Raw genomic sequence first — 20,268 nt, forward strand, 5'->3', positions numbered from 1 at the left:
CGCGGAAATCAACTTATTTTCAATAAGCGGACGGCGCTTAAAAATCACGCCTTTATCATCATAAATCGGCTTTACGCGATAGCGGCGCTAAGTCCGGCAAATTCCATTCTGACGCCTTGAAAGACCGCTTGACCAGCTTGTAAGCCGGGTAGCCGCCGGCCTCAGCTTCGCTGTCGATGATCCGGCTGGTGCCGCTGCGGGCGCGGGCCAGGATCTGCCGATCGATCGCATCCCGGTCCCAGGGCCGGACACCCGCCGTTTCGAAGACTTGCGCCCATGCCTGGGTGGACGATAGAATCCTGAGGCCGGTGGGAATATAGGCCTGCGTAAGGTCGCGCTTCAGGGGCGATGGCTCGGCAGTCCTGTCGTTCAGGACCTCAAGCCTACCGTCCGAAGTCATGCGGGCATTGTCGTCCGCATAGACCTCGACAGGCCCCTCTCCCAATATGCGCAGGAACGGCAGGTTCTTGCGCGTGTCCGCGCCGGGGGAATAGACATTGCCGATGACGCTGAGGCGGCCGGTCCGTACCGGCTGACCCTGCCATTCACGCGACGACAGGTTGTAGGACAGGGCCGTCACGCCCGGATTGACGACAATATTGTTGATGAAGGCGCCCTGCGACCCGCCCTTGAAAAGCGCGCTGCGGTCGTCATTGCTGACGAAGACATTGCCCATGACCAGGACGTTCTCGGCATTATCGTGGATCAGCAGCCCCTTTGAGTGCGCCCCCTTGCGGTGCGTGGCGTCCATGAGCGCTTCGGCGATGATGCTGTTGCTGACGACCACGTTATAGGGCGCCCCCGGCGCCTTACCCGCTCCGGCCCGCCCGTCGAAACGCGTGCCCGACACCGAAAGATTTTCATCCGTCGACCAGCTGAAGCTGCAATGATCGATGACCACGTCGTGCGCGCCATAAAGCGTCAGGCCGTCGGCCTCCCAGCCCGATCCTGGCGCGTTCCCTGCCCGCCCCGGCCGGAACGCCAGATGCTGCAGGATGACATCGTGGGTCGCGATGCTGACCTTGCCGCGGATGAGCGTCACGCCAGGCGACGGCGCGGTCTGGCCGGCTATGGTCACATAGGGAAAACGGATCTTGATGCTGTCGCCAGCCATGTCGATGACGCCGCCGACTTCGAAGACAATGATGCGCGGAAAATCCTGCTCCAGCGCTTCCCTCAAGGAGCCCGGGCCCGAGGCGGCGAGATTGGTCACCTTGACGACCCTGCCACCGGCGCCCCCCGCGGTCCTGACCCAGCTGTTGCGGGGCGGCGTGTATCCCTCCGGCGACGACGTGTCGGAGGCCGCGAGACCCGCGCCCGCCGCCCAGGTCAGGAGAGAGAGGCCCGAGGTTACCATAAGTCTGCGATTGATCATCAAGCGGCCTTGGGGCGATGGTGGAGTGAATAGTCCGGACCAATATTACACAGCGGTAGCGTGAAAACCCGCCGCCGTCCCCGTCAATAAATCCGACCAAGCGCGGTTTTCGGGACATCCGGCATTTTTACAACGCGTAAACCAACCTGGTGCATCGTTCATGCCCAGTTAACTCTGTACACTCACGGCGTTTTAACTCTGATGTGTCAGATTACCGGGGAACTGACAGGACGGACGCCATGCAAAACCGCAAACTGAAACCTTCCTCCGAAGCCCCGCACATCCCCATGCCGGAGCCGGCGGACGTACCGGTTGCCATAGCCGATGCCAGTACGGCGACGTCGGTCCCCTCGCCCGCGCGTGGGCTGCAGGCAAGCCTGCAACAACAGCTTGAAGGCGCCGCGTCGGCATCGCGTCCCATTCCGTTTGGCTGGACCGCATTGGGCATGATCGCCTTCTGCACCGCCTTCTGGACGGCCGTCGTCTACGTCCTGACCTGAGACGGATTCCCCTCCTACCCGCTAGAGCATGATGACATTAGATAGAAATGTCATCATGCTCTAAGTTTTTGTTTTGTCGCGATATTTAAGGCGAAAACCGCTTACACTTTTCGCCATATCGCTCTAACAGGCATGTCATCGGCGTGCCTGTTTTTCTATCCGCCCAAACAAAAACGCGTCCCGGATGCCCGGAACGCGTTTATCTGCCATCCACCGCGGCTTACTTGCTGTTGGTGGTATAATAGCTCTTGTAGGAATTATAATAGTACTCGCTGCCGATACCCGAGGCGATCGACTGCTTCTTGAGGTCGACCAGGGTCAGGGCGACACCGGCGAGATTATCCAGGCCTTCGTTGTACAGGATGTCAAGCGCGGTCTGCGTCGCGCCGACGGGAGTGTCGTTCCACTTGGCCAGCAGGACGACCACGTCCGCTTGATGCGCCAGCAGCCGCGTATCGACGATCGGCAGGACCGGCGCGGTATCGAGGATGATGACGTCGAAGCGCGTCTTCAGTTCTTCCAGCAGCGCGGCCATGCGCGGCGTACCGAACTGGTTTTCCGAAGGCACGGGCCCATCGGTGACCGGCAGGTACATGACACCGCGGCCGCCGTCGTAAAGGGCAGAGTCCAGGCTGACCTTGTTGGCCAGGACTTCGATCAGGCCGGCCTGGTAGTTGCCGCCGATCGAGGTCGATACCGAGTGCCGGCGCAGGTCGCAGTCGACCACCACCACCGACTTGCCCAGCATCTGGATGGTCTTGCCCAGGCAGATGCTGGTCGTCGTCTTGCCTTCGCCAGGGATGGCCGAAGTGATGGCGATGACGCGCTTGTCTTCGCTGACCTTGCTGAAATTGATGGCCGTCAGCAGGATCTTGTACTGTTCAGCGAAGACCGACAGCGGGTTGGCTTCGAGATATTCCCAAAGCTTGCCCGTGGTGCTGATGCGCGTTTTCACCGTCGATTGCAGGTTGGCGATGCCGCCGAGATAAGGCACGTTCAGGTGCTTGACGACATCAGTGCCCGAGGAGATGCCACGGCGCATCGCGTACTTGACCGCCACCGCCGCCGAACCGGCGACCAGGCCGGCCAGGAAGGACAGCATGACCGAGAAGCCGAGCTTGGGCGAACTGCGCAGGGTCGGAACCTTCGCTTCCGACAGGATGCGGGCGCTGGCGTTTTCAAGGCCTTCCTGGGTGGTCGTGTCCTTGTGACGCTGCAGATAGCTTTCATAGACCGAGTGCGCCGCTTCCGCCTGCATCTGCAGGTCGTGCAGACGCGTATTGGCCGCCAGGTTCCGGTTCAGCGAGCCACGCGCCGACGACACGCCGCCCTGAAGAGCCGCCAGCCGCTGCTTGTCGACATCGACCTGGGTTTGCAGGTTGGCGACGGCGCGTCCCATTTCCGCCTGGACCTGACGTTCCAGGGCCGCCTCTTCGTTGGTCGCCTTGACGACCTCGGGGTGCATGGGACCGTAACGGCCGCGCAGGTTGGCCAGGCGCGTGCGGATTTCGGTTTCACGGGTGCGCAGGTCGCGCAGGACGTCGGAATTCAGCGTGTCGCCCGAACTCAGGTCCCCGCTGCCCGCCGCCCGCTTGGCAGCATCCAGGCGCGCCTGGTTAGCGGCCAGGGATGCCCTTACCTCACCCTCTGACTGCTGCAGATAAGCCATCTGCTGTTCCGGGAGGGATGCGCCGCCCATGGGGTTATCGACACCCAGGCCGTTGGCGATCTTGAACTGCTGGACGGCTGCGTCGGCGGCGATGGCCTCCTTGCGCAGTTGCTCAAGGCGTTCACCGAGCTGCTCATTGGCGTTGGACAGGAGATTGTTGCTCTGGCTCACCTGGCGCTTGGTATATTGCTCGAGCCACGCGCCGGCGATCTGCGCGGACTTCACCGGCGATCCGGTTTCGACGCTGACGGTGATGACGCGGGTCAGGCCCTGGCGCTTGACCGCGACGGACTGCAGCAGGTTGGCGATGATCTGCTGACGCAGGGTCTGGCCGTCGATGCCGCCGCCCGACTTGCGGGGCAGGAAGGCCATGATGCCTTCCGGCTTCTTGAGCGTCGGATTGAATTCCGGGTCCTTTTCCAGGCCCAGCTGCGTAACGACGCTATCGGCCAGCGCCAGGGAGCGCAGGACTTCGACTTCGGTGTCGATCGCGGTGGAATCCTGCGGCAGATCGGTGGCCACCTCCTGCGCGTTCGGCACGACCTTCAGCTTCTGGCCACCGATCATGACGCTGGCCGAGCTGGTATATTTGGCGGGTTGGGTCAGGGTCAGGCCCAGGCCGGCCAGAAACACGACGGCGAAAACACCGGCGAACAACCACTTGTGTATCCGCAACATGGAAATGACGGTGCGGATGTCAAAGACTTCCGAATTGGAATCCGAGTCTGGCGGCGCAACGTTTTGCATATAATATCTGACCCGCTTGAGTAGTGGTTAAAAGTCAAGGCAAAGCGCCTCAACGGATAATACGCTGAGTTTGGACTTCAAAATTTAGGCCCGTGCCGCCTGTTGTCCGCGGACAATCCTTGACGGGTTTAGAAGTGCCGCTCCGCGATACGGATGGTATCGCCGGGCTGCACTATAAGATCAGCCGTCAGAGGAACCTCGGTTTCCACCGTCTTGCCGTACGGCTTGATGAAAACGCGCTTTTGCTGGGCGCGATAGGTAAAGCCTTCAGCCCGGGCAATAGCGTTGATGACGGTCAGACCGTCGCTATACCCGTATTCACCGGCCTTACCGACTTCGCCCATGATATAGTATGGCCGGAAGTTGGTGATTTCGACGCTGACCTTGGGATCAAGCAGGTAACCTGCCTTGAACTTATCTTCCACCGCGGTGGCGAATTCGGACACGGTAAGACCGCGCGCGCTGACGTCGCCGATCAAGGGCAGAGACACGACTCCGGCGCCGTTGACGGCGAATTCGCCGCTCAGGTCCGGCTCGCCGTAGATGGTCATGCGCAGTTTGTCACCGCCGCCCATGCGATAGCCGGCGACCGGCGAACCAGCGGGTGCGGACGCAACGGCACCCTGATTGGAAGACGGCGCCTGGGCGACCGCAGCCACCGGCACCAAGGTCAGCAAAGCAACCGTAAAGAGACCTCGCAAGTCCAATTCCTTCATTTGATGCCCCTCCGCACCTGCGCCAAGATACATAGACTTATGCCGCGAAGCAACATAAATCATTAACCCCCTCTCGGGCGTGCAATTCCGGGTCCGGAAACGACTTATTTCGGACAATTAGCTGTATTACAGTACGTTAGCCTTAGCCTTGGATGCCTCTTTGGCACCCGGAAGAGACTACGAGCCAAATAACGGCGATATGCGACCCAAAAATGACACAGGGCCATATTGCGCCGCACAATGACCTGCGCTCTTAGAAGGTGGTCTTAAGCCAGGCACCGACGCGGTTCTCGGTATATTTCGGATCCGAGAAGGCGTCGTTACCGTGGGATTCGAATTTGCGGTTGCGGTAATTCACTTCGACCATCATGCGGCGATTCAGCTCGTATTGCGCGCCCACATAGATGCCATTGTACTTATCGTCACGCTCGATGCCGTTGTAATCGTATTGCGTCTGTTCGTAGCTGGCGCCCAGATTCAACCGGCGCGTCAACTCGTGACGCACCGTAATGCGCCCCAGGGTATAGAAGTAGCCGGACGCTTCCGTCGACGGAGAATCCTCGATCGACCGGCGCGCCGTGAAAGTCAGCGTGGTCAGCCGCGTCGGCAGATAGCGGAGGTTGGCCTGGTAGGACGCGCCTGAAACCGGCTTATAGCTGGCGTCCTTGTATTCCTGGCGCATATGACCGACCTGGACGTCGCCGGTCAGAAGATCCGTCAGATCGAAAGCCGCGCCCAGCCGGATCGAATACCCGTCGGAATCGCGCTTCTTGCCGCTCTGTGCGAAGTCGAAACGCACACTGTTCGCCTGGTAGTTCAAAAAGACCGCCGTGCCGGCGCCGAACTTGTAGTCCAGCCGCGCGTCCCCGGTGGTCAGGTTCGACTGGCGATAATTCTGATCGAGGTAAGAGCCATCGACCAGCAGAAGGTTCGAATAATCTACCGTCCGGTAGGCCACGGCGCCGACAAACCGCAGACGATTCCCGCTGGTCGCGAACGACAGACGCGACAGGGTCTGGCCGTACTCGACAGGCTCCTTGGCTTCCGCGCGGCCTTGCCGCGCCAGGTCCAGGGCGCGGATGCTGCGCGGTTCGTGGTTGCGCGAAATCTGAAAATCACCCGACAGGCTGGTATATTGCGAGAAGTCATAGCGACCGCTGGCGTTCAGGGCGGCATCGACCGTGTTTTCGTCATCATTGCCGAAATAGCGCTCGGCATCGACACTGGCTGTCGCCTTGAGTTCGTGGCGGCTCCAGGCGGACGCCAGCGAAACGGCGCCGCCAAGCTGGGCAATCTGGTCGCCATCCTTGTTGGCGCTGGTGAAACGCACATTGTCCGTCGAGACCAGTCCGGCATAGGCCGTCGGCGTCAGGCCGAATGAACCGACGCGACGCGTGACGTCCGCCTTGAACGCGATGTCCGAAAAGCTGGGGTTCGGGTCCGTGATAAATACGGGACCTTCCTGGCCGGCGGCTGCGAGGACAGAGATGGGAAGGAAGAAGGAAAGGAGGGCCATGACCGTATAAGTGATGCGCATAGTTAATCCGATAATGGGACCATTAAACGGTCGATCACATTTTTCAAGGGCGGGGCTGTAGAGCAGAATCGGACGCCGATATTAACCAAAACATCACCCCTTGCAATAGAACCTGACGAAATTGGTTAATGCCGACAAAAATGCCACTCGCCGGACAGTCTAAAGACTTAGATGATGGCGGTATGGCCAGGTTATTTAATTTTTTCCTGCGGTACTACCACTTTTATGATCACGAGAAATACCGGTATTGCATACCTCTAAACTTGCATCGTCGCTATTATCCGAGGCAATCCGGTGCCCTCGTCCCGCCATTGCTGGAAACCTACCCTTCGTCCCGCGGCGGTGCGTTTGCGAAATTATCGCTCCCACCGGACAAAAATCGATTGCAGCCCGGGCCTGGATTTTCGTCCTACAAGGCGAGCTGCAATTGCTGCTGCTCCCCTTCCTTGACGTCGTCGAAGGAGGATAGCGATACGCCGAGCAGGCGAATGCTCCGGGCGATCGGAAAAACACCATCCAGTAAGATAAGGACCGCGTGACGCAGGGCTTCGGCGTTATCGACCGGTGCTCCGGTACGACTGCGGGTGATCTGGCGAAAATCGTTGAACTTGACCTTCAGCGTTACGGTCCGCCCGTTCAGGGCCTCGCGCTCGCAGTAGCGCCAGACCTTGTCGATAAGTGGCGCCAGGCCCTCGCGAGCCTCTTCCGGGTTGTCGATGTCGCGAAAAAAGGTCGTCTCGGCGCCGACCGACTTGCGTTCCCGGTCCGGGCGCACGCGACGATGGTCGATCCCGCGCGAAATGGCGTAGTACCAGTCGCCCGACACGCCGAAATGTTCCTGCAGGAAGGCGCGGCTCTTGCTCCTGAGATCGGCGCCGGTCTCGATCCCCAGACGCCGCATCTTTTCATTCGTCGCCTGACCAATGCCGTGAAACCGGCCGACGGCCAGGTCCTGGACAAAGCCAGCGCCCTGTTCCGGGCGAATGACAAACAGGCCGTCGGGCTTGTCGTAATCCGACGCCAGCTTGGCCAGGAACTTGTTGTAGGATACGCCGGCCGACGCGGTCAGGCCCGTCACTTCGCGGATGCGCGCGCGGATCGCCTTCGCCACCTCGGTGGCGGATGCAATGCCGGCCAGGTTTTCCGTCACGTCGAGATAGGCTTCATCGAGCGAAAGGGGTTCGATCAGGGGCGTATATTCAGCGAAGATCTCACGGATCTGCTGGGACACGGCCTTGTAGACTTCGAAGCGGGGCTTGACGAAGATCAGCTCAGGGCACTTGCGCCGGGCCGTCACCGAAGCCATGGCCGACCTGACGCCAAATTTCCGCGCTTCATAGGATGCCGCCGCGACCACGCCGCGTTCGCGCGCGCCGCCGACCGCCACCGGCTTGCCGCGCAGGTCCGGATTGTCGCGCTGTTCGACCGACGCATAGAAGGCATCCATATCGATGTGGATGATCTTGCGCGGGCCGGCGCCGTCGTCGGGAACGTCCTCGGTCATGGCGAATCCAGTCATTCGCCATCAGTTTAGCTCAGGAACAAAAAGTAAACAAGATTGCGCCGCCGCGCGTCAGGCCTCGGGATAGTCCGCCGCCAGGGCCGCCAGCCGCCGGCGCGCGGCCTCTTCCGCGCGTTGGGCCAACTGCGGGGCGGGGCCGTCCAGGGCCAGCCAATCCGTCTTCCACGCCCAATACCCGCCCGCCCCGAACTCCAGCACCACCATGGCGGATGGCATAACCGTCTGGACTGTGCCGGCCGCACCGATCAGCGGCATCATGACATTCAGGAACGGCGCGCCATTGAGACGGCCGGTCATATCCAGCGTCGAAAGAATTTCGGCCGCCGAACGCACGCGCACCTTGTCACCCGGCTGGAAGCTTGGTGCTTCATCCGCCCTGCCCGGCCGCAGGATGCGGTCACAAGCACTCATGTTTTTGTAGAACGGCTGGGCCAGGTCCATCAGCCGAAATGGGTTCCAGAACGACATCCAGTCCTGAACCGGGACATTTCGGCCCCTGTCGGGAAAATGATACATATGGCATTTCCTGCGATCGTTTCCATCCGGGACTCTGACGGTCCTCTGGAGGGCAACCCTGCAAGATATATACCTCGCGCCCCGTTAATTTCAGGTGCAAACGATCATTTTACCACTATGGGAAACCATGTTACCGCTTTCGCACTGCACAAGAGGAGTGCTCATGAATCGTGCGGCGGAACGCATTGCGTGGCTGGATGCGGCCAAGGGTCTGGGGATCGTGCTGGTCGTCTTTGGCCATGTCCTGCGCGGTACAGCCAGCGCGGGCATCGTCCCGCTTACCTCGCCGGCTTTCCAGTGGAGCGATTTCGGCGTCTACACCTTTCACATGCCGCTGTTTTTCGTCCTGGCGGGATGGACGGTGCAATACAGCCTGAGCAAGGGGCCGGCGAACTTCCTGCGCGGCAAGATTCCGACCGTGATCTATCCCTATTTCCTGTGGTCCCTGATCCAGGGTGGCATCCAGTTGCTCCTGCCCGGCGCCGGCAACAATGCGTTCACGATCGACAACCTGACGGGCATGCTGCTGGTGCCCATTGGGCAGTTCTGGTTCCTGTACACGCTGATGGCCTGTCACATCATCCTGGCGGTGTGGGGTCAGTTGCTCAGGTTCAGTCTCTGGATCCTGATCGCCGCGGGCCTGATGGTCATGGTCGTCCTGGAGGTGGTGCGTCCTATCGAAATCACGCTCTGGCCCACCTTGATGATCCGGGTCATCATCTTCTACCTGCTGGGCGTGGAAATTTCGCGGCGCATAGCCACACCGTCCGCCAGCCTGCCTGTCACCGCGTTGGTCGCCATAGCCTTCGTCGCGGCGGTCATAGCCGCCTTCTATCTCGGGGAACGGCGTATCGAATCGATCTGGGCCATGCCGGCGGGCGCGCTGGGCCTGACCCTGCTGATCCTGATCGCGACGCGCCTGAAGGGTCGCGCGCTCGATCTGTTCACCCGGCTCGGTGAATATTCGCTCAGCATCTACGTCATGCACATTATCTGTGCGGTCGGCGCGCGGGTGATCCTGTCGAAAATCCTGCACATTACCGACCCGGCGGTTCACATCCTCGTGGGGGTGGGTATCGGCATCGGCGCGCCCATTATCGCGCACCTGGTGCTGAAACGCTTCTCGCTCCTGCCCTGGGCGGGTCTGGCCGCACCCAAAAAGCGACCACAAATCGCGACTTGAGAAAAGATTTCAATTGAAACTTTCATAGACCGGACGATATATTCAGCTAACATAACAAAAAAGACGACACAGGGACGACTATGCCTGCCCTCCGCAGCGAAATCGACGTCGCCGACGGCGACTACCGGGCCAATGCCGCCCGGATGCAGGGGCTGGTCGATGACCTGCGCGCACTCTCCGGACGGATTGCCCTGGGTGGCTCACCGGCTGCCTGCGAAAAGCATGTGAGCCGGGGCAAGCTGCTACCGCGCGACCGCGTTGCCGGCCTGATCGATCCCGGCTCGCCGTTTCTTGAGTTCTCTGTCCTTGCCGCGCACAAGGTCTATGACGACGAAGTGCCTGCCGCCGGCGTCATCACCGGCATCGGGCGCATCTTGGGCACCGAATGCGTCGTCGTCTGCAATGACGCCACCGTCAAGGGCGGCACCTACTATCCCCTGACGGTCAAGAAGCATTTGCGCGCGCAGGAGATCGCCCAGCAGAACAACCTGCCGTGCGTCTACCTGGTCGATTCCGGCGGCGCAAATTTGCCCAACCAGGACGAGGTCTTCCCGGACAAGGACGATTTCGGCCGCATCTTCTTCAACCAGGCGCGCATGTCTTCGTTGGGAATCCCGCAGATCGCCGTCGTCATGGGCAGTTGCACCGCCGGCGGAGCCTATGTCCCGGCCATGTCGGATGAGAGCATTATCGTCCGCAACCAGGGCACCATCTTCCTGGGCGGCCCGCCCCTGGTGAAGGCGGCGACCGGCGAAGTCGTCTCGGCCGAGGACCTGGGCGGCGGCGATGTCCATGCCCGCGTTTCCGGCGTCGCCGATCATCTGGCCGCCAATGACGCCGATGCCCTGAGCATCGCCCGCCGCATCGTCGGGAACCTTAATCGCAAAAAGACCATTCCTCTGGCGACGCGCGAAGTCACGGAGCCGCTCTATGACGCTTCAGAGCTCTACGGCATCATCCCGGCAGATACGCGCAAGCCCTACGACGTCCGCGAAGTCATTGCGCGGCTGGTCGACGGCTCGGAGTTCGATGAGTTCAAGGCGCTCTATGGCGACACCATCGTCTGCGGTTTTGCCCACCTCTACGGCTATCCCGTCGGCATCGTCGCCAATAACGGCGTGCTGTTTTCCGAAAGCGCTCTGAAGGCCGCCCATTTCATCGAGCTGTGCGGCCAACGTGGCATTCCGCTGGTCTTCCTGCAGAACATAACCGGCTTCATGGTCGGCCGCGCCTATGAAAACGAAGGCATCGCCCGCCACGGCGCCAAGATGGTCACGGCCGTTGCCTGCGCCAATGTGCCGAAGTTCACCGTCATCATCGGCGGTTCCTATGGCGCGGGCAATTACGGCATGTGCGGCCGCGCCTACGATCCGCGTTTCTTGTGGATGTGGCCCAACGCGCGCATCTCGGTCATGGGCGGCGAACAGGCGGCCAATGTGCTGGCGACCGTCAAGCGCGACGGCATCGAGGCCAAGGGTGGTGCGTGGTCCGCCGAGGAAGAAGAGGCCTTCAAGGCGCCGATCCGCGACACCTATGAAGCCCAGGGGCACCCCTACTATGCCTCGGCGCGGCTGTGGGACGACGGCGTGATCGATCCGGCCGATACGCGCCGGGTACTGGGTTTGGGCCTGTCCGCCGCGCTCAATGCCCCCATAGAGCCGACGAAGTTCGGCGTATTCAGGATGTAACCCTGCTCTCAAAGAGCGAAGCGTTAGAGCAAGAAAAACATGGCCCTAGTCTCCATTGAAATGAACAAGCACGGCGTCGCCCGTGCGACTCTTAACCGGCCGGACGTGCACAACGCTATCAACGACCTGCTGATCCGTGAGTTGACCGATTGCGTCCATATGCTGGGCCGCCATGCCAATGTCCGCGCCATTATTCTGACCGGCGCCGGCAAGTCGTTCAGCGCCGGCGCCGACCTCGCCTACATGCAGCGCGCCGCCGACCAGGGCGAAGACGAGAACCGCGCCGACGCGATGAACATCGCCCGGCTGTTCAACGAACTGAGCACCTGCCCCAAGCCGGTCGTAGCATTGGTCAATGGCGCGGCGCTTGGCGGCGGGACCGGCATTGTCGCCTGTTGCGATATCGCCATTGCCCACCCAGCGGCCGTGTTCGGCCTGACCGAGGTGCGGCTTGGGATTATTCCGGCGACCATTTCGCCCTATGTCGTGGCAAAGATCGGCCAGGCGCAGGCGCGGCGCTATATGCTGACCGGCGAGCGCTTTAGCGCAGATGAGGCCCGGCGCATCGGCCTGGTTCACGAGGTCAGCGATGACCTGGAAGGCATGGCCAAAACCATCGTCGATGCGCTTTGCCTGGGCGGCCCCGAAGCCATTGCCGAAACCAAGCGCCTGATCGCCGACGTTGCGGACCAGCCAGTGACGCCGGACCTGACCGCCATGACGGCCGACCGCATCGCCGCGCGCCGGGCATCAAGCGAAGCGCGCGAAGGCATGTCGGCCTTTCTGGACAAGCGCAAGCCGGGCTGGACCGAATGAGCCTGTTCCACAAGATTCTGATCGCCAATCGCGGCGAAATCGCCCGGCGCATCATCCGCACGTGTAAGCGGCTGGGCGTGCGCACCGTCGCCGTCCATAGCGAGGCCGATCGCCACGCCGCTTTTGTACGCGAGGCCGATGAGGCCGTGCTGATCGGGCCGGCGGCCGCGTCTGAATCCTACTTACGCGGCGACCTGATTATCGCCGCGGCCTTGAACCGTAACGTCCAGGCCATCCATCCGGGCTACGGCTTCCTGTCGGAAAACGCCGAGTTTGCCGAGGCCTGTGAAGCCGCCGGTATCGTTTTTATCGGCCCGACGCCCGGCGCCATCCACGCCATGGCGCTGAAGGGAGCCGCCAAAGCGTTGATGACCAAGGCCGGTGTGCCGGTGACGCCCGGCTATCACGGCGACGACCAGACGTTGGCAACGCTGCAAAACCAGGCTGACAGCATCGGCTATCCCGTCCTGATCAAGGCTGTGGCCGGCGGTGGCGGCAAGGGTATGCGCCGCGTCGATCAGGCTTCGGATTTTGCCGATGCGCTCGTCTCCGCCCAACGCGAAGGCCAGAACGCCTTCAGTGATCCCAAGGTGCTGATCGAGAAGTATATCGAGGTGCCAAGGCATATCGAAATCCAGCTTTTTGCAGATTCGCATAATCGTGTCGTACATCTGTTCGAACGCGACTGCTCGCTGCAACGCCGCCATCAGAAGGTGATCGAGGAGGCCCCCGCGCCTGATCTTCCTGAGGGGTTACGGGCGGCCATGGGTCAGGCAGCGGTCCGAGCCGCGGAGGCGATTGGCTATCGCGGCGCCGGGACGGTCGAGTTCATCGTCGATGTCTCCAACGGTATCGAGACCGCGCCTTTCTACTTCATGGAGATGAATACCCGGCTTCAGGTCGAGCATCCCGTGACCGAAGAAATCACCGGCGTCGATCTGGTCGAATGGCAGTTGCGTGTGGCGGCAGGAGAGCCCCTGCCGTTGACGCAGGATCAGTTGGCCATCACGGGCCATGCCATCGAAGCGCGACTCTATGCCGAAGATCCGCAGAACGATTTCCTGCCGGCGACGGGGCGGTTGGAGCGCCTTGAGTTTCCGGCTGCTGCACGCATCGAGTCGGCTGTCGAACAGGGCGATGAGGTCAGCGTCTTCTACGACCCCATGATCGCCAAGATCATCGTCCATGGCCGCGACCGGACGGAAGCGCTTAAGCGGATGCGCGAGGCCTTGATCCATACCCGGCTGAATGGTTTGGCGACGAACCTCGGCTTTCTGCGCCGTGTGGTGTCCGATCCGGACTTTGCGGCCGCCAAGATCGATACCGGCTTTATCGGTCGCCATGTCGATCGCCTGACCCTGCCCTGGCCGGATGTCGAAGCAAATGGCAACGCAAAGGTTGCCGATCCGACCTCGCCCTGGAACGACCTGTCGGGCTTTTGGATGAACCTGCCACCGCGCAGCCACCTGCATCTCGAAGCCGGCGACGCTCATGAGGCTCTGGCGGCTTCAGGTGATATTGTAGCGCCCATGCCCGGCAAGCTGATCGAGCTGTTCGTCGCGCCCGGCGACGTCGTCGAAAAAGGCCAGAAGCTGCTGATCCTCAGCGCCATGAAGATCGAACACACCATCAAGGCGCCCCGCGCCGGCACCATCGTTGCGGTTCATGGTGAGGTCGATGCGCAGGTGGCGGACAAGGCGTTGTTGGTGGAGATTACAGACTGATGCAGTTGGATCGTCTTACGTTTTGCCCCTCACCCCACCCCTCTCCCCGCAAGCGTGGAGAGGGAGCTTTTTCCTTCTCCCCGGCTTCGCCGGCAGGCAATACGGGCAGAGGGTGGATCGAAGAGCCGCGTGAGGGGCGTCTTCGCAGCCAAGGAGCTCTGCCATGATCGACTTCCCGCACCTCTCATTTGGTCACGGCGAAGACATCGACGCCTTGCGCGAAGCCGTCGCCCAATATGCCGCCGGTGAAATCGCGCCCCTGGCCGAAGAAACCGACCGCAGCGACCAATTCCCCATGCACCTGTGGAAGGGCCTGGGCGATCTCGGCGTACTGGGTCTGACCGCGCCCGAGGAATATGGCGGGGCGGCCATGGGCTATCTGGCCCACACCATCGCCATGGAGGAAATCTCCCGCGCCTCGGCTTCGATCGGTCTGTCCTACGGCGCGCATTCCAATCTCTGCGTCAACCAGATCACGCGCAACGGCACCGAAGCCCAACGCACGAAATACCTGCCAAAGCTGATTTCCGGCGATCATGTCGGGGCCCTGGCCATGTCGGAAACCGGCGCGGGATCGGACGTCGTGTCGATGAAGCTGCGCGCCGACAAGCGCGGCGACCGCTATGTGCTGAACGGCTCGAAGATGTGGATCACCAATGGTCCCGACGCCGACGTGCTGGTCGTTTACGCCAAGACCAATCCCGAAGCGGGATCGAAGGGCATCACCGCCTTCCTGGTCGAAAAGGGCTTTAAGGGCTTTTCGGTCGCGCAGAAGCTCGACAAGCTGGGCATGCGCGGCTCGCACACCGGTGAGCTGGTCTTTGCTGATTGCGAGGTTCCGGTGGAGAATGTGCTCGGCAATGAAGGCCGTGGCGCGGGCGTGCTGATGTCGGGTCTCGACTATGAGCGCGTGGTTTTGTCAGGCGGGCCGCTCGGCATTATGCGCGCCTGTCTGGATGTGGTGATCCCCTATGTCCACACCCGCGAGCAGTTCGGCTCGCCGATCGGCACCTTCCAACTGATGCAGGGCAAGGTCGCCGACATGTATTCGACCTGGGCGGCCTGCCGCGCCTATGTCTATGCTGTGGCGCAGGCCTGCGACCGTGGCGAGACAACGCGCAAGGACGCTGCCGGCTGTATCCTTTATGCGGCTGAAAAAGCCACCTGGATGGCGGGCGAGACCATTCAGGCCCTGGGTGGTAACGGCTATACCAATGAATACCCGGCCGGCCGGCTGTGGCGCGACGCCAAGCTTTATGAGATCGGTGCCGGGACATCGGAGATCCGCCGCATGCTGATCGGTCGGGAACTGTTTGAAGAGACGAAATGACTGAGAGTGTTGAAAGAAGCCCCTCACCCCAACCCTCTCCCCGTAAACGGGGAGAGGGAGTTAACGGGCAATCCGCATGAGGCCGTCACACGTCACCCTCTATGAAGTCGGCCCGCGCGATGGCCTGCAAGCCGAGGCGCAGATTGTCGACACCAACGACAAGATCGCGCTGATCGATGCTTTGTCGCAGACCGGCCTGCGCCATATCGAGGCCACCAGCTTCGTGTCGAAGAAGTGGGTGCCGCAGATGGCCGACGCCGCCGAGGTCATGGTCGGTATCACGCGCGCCAACGGCATCGACTACCCCGTCCTGACGCCCAATCTGCAGGGTTACGAGGCCGCGCGCGATGCCGGCGCTACCACCGTCGCCATCTTTGGCGCGGCATCGGAAACCTTCAGTCAGCGCAACATCAACTGTTCGATCGACGAAAGCCTGGAACGGTTTCGTTTCGTCATGGACCGCGCCATGAGCGACGGCGTCAAGGTACGCGGCTATGTGTCGTGCGTCGTCGGCTGTCCCTACGAAGGCAGGATCTCACCCAAGGCCGTCACGAGCGTCGCACAGAAGATGCTGCAGATGGGCTGTTACGAAATCAGCCTGGGTGACACGATCGGTGTTGCCACTCCGGCCGACATCTCACGGCTGCTCGACCAGGTCATGACGCTGATCCCATCCGAGCGGCTGGCCCTGCATTGCCACGACACATACGGCCAGGCTTTGGCCAATATCCTGACCGCGCTCGATTTCGGCGTCAGCATATTCGATGCGTCGGTCGGCGGCTTGGGCGGCTGTCCGTATGCGCCGGGCGCGTCAGGCAATGTCGCGACCGAAGACGTGCTCTATATGCTCAATGGACTGGGGATCGAAACCGGTGTCGATATCACCAAGCTGGTTGATGCGGCATGGCAGATTTCCGATGCGCTGGGGCGCCCCCCACGCTCGAAGGTCTCCAATGCGATCAGGCCACCTGCCCTAGAAGCTTAAGACCAAACACCGTCGCATTGGCCGTGGCGACAGCCGCGAAGGTACCCCAGGCCATGTCGATCAGACTGACATTAAGCGGCCAGTCGCGAATGACCGACAGACCCGTCAGACTGTAGGTCGCGTAACAGGCCAGACCCAGCACACCCGCGCGTAGCGACAGATCGACGTAGTTGATGGAAGTGCCTGAGACAGCCGGCAGCACAATAAGATAGGCAACTGCGAAGGCGAATAACGCATAAAATCCCACCGCCGGCAGCAGGTTGATCTTTTCCCGGATTAGCCCCTGCATATTGGGTCGATAGATCGTATTGCCCGTGGCACTCAGCCAGGCGAAATCGAGCGCCAACATGACAACCAGTGAGATGGCGTAGATAATGGCGAGCTTCATAAGAGTATCCTCAGATACGGGCGAAAGGCTGCAATAGCTTCCCCAGCCAGGTTTTGGGAACGATCGCCGCCTGCTGCCAGACCAGACACAGGCAGTCCTCATCAAGGATGGCGGGCGAATGGCAGTGCTCATCCGAGCACACGGCGATATCCCCCTTGCTGTAATCGCCATAGACATCGCTGAACCGTCCTTTCAGCACCAGGGTGACTTCCGGTCCGCGATGAGTATGTTCGGGCATGGTCATCCCGGCCCTGACGTGCATCAGGAAGGTCTTGGAGCCTCTCGGCGCATCGTCGACATGGATCGGCGCCATCCACACACCAGGCGCGGCCCAATAGCGGTTGGCGATACGCGCGGCATTCAGCGTGTCGGGAAGGTCGAACCCCGCCAGAAATGCATGTTGCGGCTTCGCGACGGATGTCGCCGGGTCTCCGGGGCGCTCGATTCGGGCCAGCGCCAAGTCGAGCGCGCTGTCGGAAAGCTCCACACCCTCGATTTCGTCCAGCAGTGCACCCCCGACGGCATCAAACACACCAGCCTCGGCGCGGCAATGCGGGCACAGCTCGAGGTGCGTCGCGACCGTCAGGCGCAGGCCCGGCGGCAGGGCGCCGCGGTGATAGTCCCACAACAGGTCTTCCGAGACATGGTGACGGACGGAACTCATGAACGCTCTCCGGGTACTGACGTCTTCATGCCGGCCTTCAACCGGCTCATGGCCAGGCGCATGCGCGACTTGACTGTCCCCAAAGGGATAGCCAGCGCCTTGGCGATATCGCCATGCGACAGGTCTTCGTAAAAGGACAGGCGCAGAATGGCCTTCTGCTCTTTGGGCAGGGTCTCCAGCAGACCTGCGACTGATGCGGCATCCTCGGCGAATATCATTTCGCCATCGGCGCCCTTGTCGCCGTCGCCCTGCCACAGATCCTGCGGCAGCTCGCGGACACGCTTGGCCTTGCGCGCCAGATCGATGCGCAGGTTGCGGGCGATCGAATAGATCCAGGTGACCGCGCTGGCTTTCGAGGCATCGAACATATGCGCCTTGCGCCAGACGCTCAGCATTGCCTCCTGGGCCAGGTCCTCGGCTTCCTGCGCCGTCAGGCCCTGGCCCATGACGAAGGCCTTGATCTTGGGGGCAAAGCGCAGGAACAGGGCGGCATAGGCGTCGCGATCGCTGTGGGCAATACGCGCCAAAAGCACCTCCGGCGTAACCTCCGGTGGGGTGCGTTTCGATAGCGCGCTGTCCGTTTCGGTCATGCGAGCAACAAACCCCAATGTAAGCGCGCGGTCAAAGGACATTTTCGGATACCGGGCCTGGCGCCCGCCTGTGGTGACTTTGAGCCTGATACGCCTCCTTCGGACAAATGGATCACGGGCTCAGGTGTGATCCACGACAAGGGACGGTGCGTACACATTTTCAAATACGACGGAGACTGGCGCATGTACGATATGTCGAACCTAACGAGACCAAAGGTAGCTGTGGTCGGTTCGGGCATAGCCGGACTGTCCGCCGCCTGGATGCTGAACGGGCACTGCGACATTACCGTTTTCGAAAGCGAAGCCCAGGCCGGTGGCCACAGCCATACGGTCAATGCCGGCACGGCCGAAAATCCGGTCTGGGTCGATATGGGCTTCATCGTCTTCAATGAGCCCTGCTATCCAAACCTTGTTGCCCTTTTTCGCCACCTCGGCGTCGTGCACCAGCTCAGCGACATGTCGTTCGGCGTCAGCATTGACGACGGCCGGCTGGAATATTGCAGCCTGGGGATGAACGGCATCTTCGCCCAGCGCCGTAACCTGTTCCGCCCGCGCTTCCTGTCGCTGCTGCTAGATATCGTCCGCTTCTACCGCGAGGCGCCAAAGGACGAAGCGGCGCGCGCAAAACCCGGTTACAGTCTTGGTGAATACCTGAAAGACCGCAACTACGGCCGCGCCTTTATCGACGACCACCTGCTGCCGCAGGCCGCCGCCATCTGGTCGACCTCGGCGCAGCAGATCATGGACTATCCGTTCCGCGCCTTTATCGCCTTCTTCGAAAACCACGGCCTGCTGAAAATCACCGATCGCATCCTGTGGCGCAGCGTCGTCGGCGGTGCGCAGGCCTATCTGAACCCGCTGACCAAGTCCTTCGCGCACCGTATCCGCACAGGGACAGCGATCACCAAGATCGAACGCAGTCCCAACCGCGTCGTCCTGACCGACCAGAGCTGCGAACGGCACGAATTCGACCAGGTCGTCTTCGCCACCCATGCCGACGTGACGCTGAAAATCCTCGGTGACTCCGCGACCAGCGCCGAGCGTGCGACCTTGGGGGCCTTCAGCTACACGCCCAATGAGGTCGTGCTACACACCGATAAGGCCCTGATGCCGAAACGCCGCGCCGCGTGGTCGAGCTGGAACTATCTCGGCACACGCAACGAGACGGCAGAACATCAGCTGTGCGTCACCTACTGGATGAACCTGCTGCAGGTGCTGGATACGGAGCAGAACTATTTCGTTACGCTGAACCCGACGCGGGAAATCGATCCCGCCAAGCTCATCAAGCGCACGACCTTCGAACACCCCCTGTTCGACGCAGCGGCCATCGACGCGCAATCAAGGCTGGGCAACCTTCAGGGCAAGAATCGGTCGTGGTTCTGCGGCGCCTATTTCGGTTCGGGCTTCCATGAGGACGGCCTGCAGTCGGGCCTGGCGGTCGCTGAAGCGATCACCGGTCAGCGCCGGCCGTGGGACTTCGACTGGGCGAAAAGCCGCATCCAATATAATCCGTGGGCGGATTATTCTATCATGCAGGCCGCCGAGTGATGGAACCGGGCCTCTACATCGGCGAGGTCATCCACCAGCGGTTCGCGCCTCGGCCGCACCGGCTGAACTATAATATCTTCCAGATTCTCGTCGATCTCGACCATGTTCCAGAGACGCACTTCCTGGGTTATAATCGCTTCAACCTGTTCAGCTTTTACGAACGCGACCACGGCCCTGTACAAGGCGAAAAAGGCTCCCTGAATGACCGCATGGCCGCAATGCTACGTGAAAAGGGCCTGTATGCCCAGGGTGATCGCATCTGGCTCCTGACCATGCCGCGTGTGCTCGGCTTCGTCTTCAACCCGATCAGCCTCTATTTCCCGCAAGGTGCTGATGGCCGGCTTAAAGCCGTTGTCTATGAGGTCAACAACACCTTCGGCGACCGCCATTCCTATGTCCTGCCGGTCATCACCGATACCCGCCATATCCGCCAGCACAGCAACAAGCGCCTGCACGTCTCACCCTTCATGGATACGCGCGACATGGCCTACGATTTCGACCTGACGGCGCCGGGTGAGACCTTCGCTCTTAAGATCCGCCTGCGCCATCATGCGGCCGAAGGCGTGCGAGATATGCTGTTTGCCGGCTTCACGGCCAAACGCACGCCGATCACCGATGAAGCGCTGTGGAAGCTTTTCTGGGCCATGCCGCTGATGACGCTGAAAGTTGTCGCCGGCATCCACTGGGAAGCCTTGAAAATTGCCCTCAAGGGCATCAGGTTGCGTCCCAAGCCGCCAACGGAAAAATCGAGCGTCAGTTTCTAAGGATTG

18 protein-coding genes are annotated in these 20,268 nt (G+C 61.2%); 9 read left to right on the forward strand and 9 right to left on the reverse strand.

Translation table 11 applies throughout. The features are described 5' to 3' along the window. Window positions 1-58 precede the first annotated feature (58 nt). Window positions 59-1,375, reverse strand: coding sequence for a pectate lyase family protein (locus J2X24_RS11750; RefSeq protein WP_209721488.1), 1,317 nt, complete (start codon window positions 1,373-1,375; stop codon window positions 59-61). Between the two features lie 239 nt (window positions 1,376-1,614). Between J2X24_RS11750 and J2X24_RS11755 the strand changes: the two genes are divergently transcribed. Next, window positions 1,615-1,875, forward strand: a complete 261-nt coding sequence (locus J2X24_RS11755; protein ID WP_209721492.1) for a hypothetical protein — start codon at window positions 1,615-1,617, stop codon at window positions 1,873-1,875. 220 nt (window positions 1,876-2,095) lie between these two features. Here the strand turns inward: J2X24_RS11755 and J2X24_RS11760 are convergent, their stop codons facing one another. The 5 genes from J2X24_RS11760 to J2X24_RS11780 all read right to left on the reverse strand — a co-directional run bounded on the left by J2X24_RS11760 (window position 2,096) and on the right by J2X24_RS11780 (window position 8,582). Next, entirely contained in the window at window positions 2,096-4,291 is a 2,196-nt protein-coding gene (locus tag J2X24_RS11760) for a GumC family protein (protein ID WP_209721495.1), read from the reverse strand. A 128-nt stretch (window positions 4,292-4,419) separates the two neighbouring features. Continuing rightward, window positions 4,420-5,007 carry a polysaccharide biosynthesis/export family protein gene (locus J2X24_RS11765; RefSeq protein ID WP_209721497.1) on the reverse strand — a complete coding sequence of 196 codons (588 nt, stop codon included), beginning with the start codon at window positions 5,005-5,007 and terminating at the stop codon, window positions 4,420-4,422. 253 nt (window positions 5,008-5,260) lie between these two features. Then, a complete protein-coding gene (locus J2X24_RS11770) occupies window positions 5,261-6,544 on the reverse strand; it encodes an outer membrane beta-barrel protein (RefSeq protein WP_209721499.1) in 1,284 nt (427 codons plus the stop codon). A 409-nt stretch (window positions 6,545-6,953) separates the two neighbouring features. Beyond that, a complete protein-coding gene (gene dinB, locus J2X24_RS11775; protein WP_209721502.1) occupies window positions 6,954-8,048 on the reverse strand; it encodes a DNA polymerase IV in 1,095 nt (364 codons plus the stop codon). 69 nt (window positions 8,049-8,117) lie between these two features. Further along, complete coding sequence (locus J2X24_RS11780; RefSeq protein ID WP_209721505.1) at window positions 8,118-8,582, reverse strand: hypothetical protein; 465 nt, start codon at window positions 8,580-8,582, stop codon at window positions 8,118-8,120. A 163-nt stretch (window positions 8,583-8,745) separates the two neighbouring features. On the opposite strand from J2X24_RS11780, the gene J2X24_RS11785 reads away from it, so the two are divergent. From J2X24_RS11785 to J2X24_RS11810, 6 genes are all read left to right on the forward strand, one after another. Then, window positions 8,746-9,765 carry an acyltransferase family protein gene (locus J2X24_RS11785; RefSeq protein ID WP_209721508.1) on the forward strand — a complete coding sequence of 340 codons (1,020 nt, stop codon included), beginning with the start codon at window positions 8,746-8,748 and terminating at the stop codon, window positions 9,763-9,765. Between the two features lie 80 nt (window positions 9,766-9,845). Next, the gene (locus J2X24_RS11790; protein ID WP_209721511.1) at window positions 9,846-11,453 is read left to right on the forward strand and encodes a carboxyl transferase domain-containing protein; all 1,608 of its coding nucleotides are present in this window, start codon (window positions 9,846-9,848) and stop codon (window positions 11,451-11,453) included. Between the two features lie 39 nt (window positions 11,454-11,492). After that, window positions 11,493-12,269 (forward strand): enoyl-CoA hydratase-related protein, encoded by a 777-nt coding sequence (locus J2X24_RS11795; RefSeq protein WP_209721514.1) that lies wholly within the window; start codon window positions 11,493-11,495, stop codon window positions 12,267-12,269. Between the two features lie 2 nt (window positions 12,270-12,271). Beyond that, window positions 12,272-13,993 (forward strand): acetyl/propionyl/methylcrotonyl-CoA carboxylase subunit alpha, encoded by a 1,722-nt coding sequence (locus J2X24_RS11800; protein WP_209722025.1) that lies wholly within the window; start codon window positions 12,272-12,274, stop codon window positions 13,991-13,993. A 163-nt stretch (window positions 13,994-14,156) separates the two neighbouring features. Beyond that, window positions 14,157-15,323, forward strand: a complete 1,167-nt coding sequence (locus J2X24_RS11805) for an isovaleryl-CoA dehydrogenase (protein WP_245344644.1) — start codon at window positions 14,157-14,159, stop codon at window positions 15,321-15,323. Window positions 15,324-15,399: 76 nt separating this feature from the next. Next, the gene (locus J2X24_RS11810; RefSeq protein ID WP_209721517.1) at window positions 15,400-16,308 is read left to right on the forward strand and encodes a hydroxymethylglutaryl-CoA lyase; all 909 of its coding nucleotides are present in this window, start codon (window positions 15,400-15,402) and stop codon (window positions 16,306-16,308) included. Here the strand turns inward: J2X24_RS11810 and J2X24_RS11815 are convergent. Genes J2X24_RS11815 through J2X24_RS11825 form a run of 3 tightly spaced genes read right to left on the reverse strand, consistent with a single transcriptional unit; the run spans window position 16,283 to window position 17,950 of the window. Further along, window positions 16,283-16,696: a DUF2177 family protein gene (locus J2X24_RS11815; RefSeq protein ID WP_209721519.1), complete on the reverse strand. Its 414-nt coding sequence runs from the start codon at window positions 16,694-16,696 to the stop codon at window positions 16,283-16,285. The two genes, J2X24_RS11810 and J2X24_RS11815, sit on opposite strands and share 26 nt — an antisense overlap. Window positions 16,697-16,706: 10 nt before the next feature. Next, window positions 16,707-17,360, reverse strand: coding sequence for a ChrR family anti-sigma-E factor (locus tag J2X24_RS11820; RefSeq protein WP_209721521.1), 654 nt, complete (start codon window positions 17,358-17,360; stop codon window positions 16,707-16,709). Then, window positions 17,357-17,950 (reverse strand): sigma-70 family RNA polymerase sigma factor, encoded by a 594-nt coding sequence (locus J2X24_RS11825; RefSeq protein WP_245344645.1) that lies wholly within the window; start codon window positions 17,948-17,950, stop codon window positions 17,357-17,359. The genes J2X24_RS11820 and J2X24_RS11825 overlap by 4 nt, the downstream gene beginning before the upstream one ends. 183 nt (window positions 17,951-18,133) lie before the next feature. Between J2X24_RS11825 and J2X24_RS11830 the strand changes: the two genes are divergently transcribed. Together J2X24_RS11830 and J2X24_RS11835 are read left to right on the forward strand one after the other, a co-directional pair. After that, on the forward strand, window positions 18,134-19,498 hold the full coding sequence (locus J2X24_RS11830) for an NAD(P)/FAD-dependent oxidoreductase (protein ID WP_209721527.1): 1,365 nt from the start codon (window positions 18,134-18,136) through the stop codon (window positions 19,496-19,498). Beyond that, window positions 19,498-20,262, forward strand: coding sequence for a DUF1365 domain-containing protein (locus tag J2X24_RS11835; RefSeq protein WP_209721530.1), 765 nt, complete (start codon window positions 19,498-19,500; stop codon window positions 20,260-20,262). Before J2X24_RS11830 ends, J2X24_RS11835 begins: the two co-directional genes overlap by 1 nt. Window positions 20,263-20,268: the final 6 nt, after the last annotated feature.

The sequence above is a fragment of the Asticcacaulis solisilvae genome, from assembly GCF_017875235.1.
Lineage (GTDB): Bacteria > Pseudomonadota > Alphaproteobacteria > Caulobacterales > Caulobacteraceae > Asticcacaulis > Asticcacaulis solisilvae_A.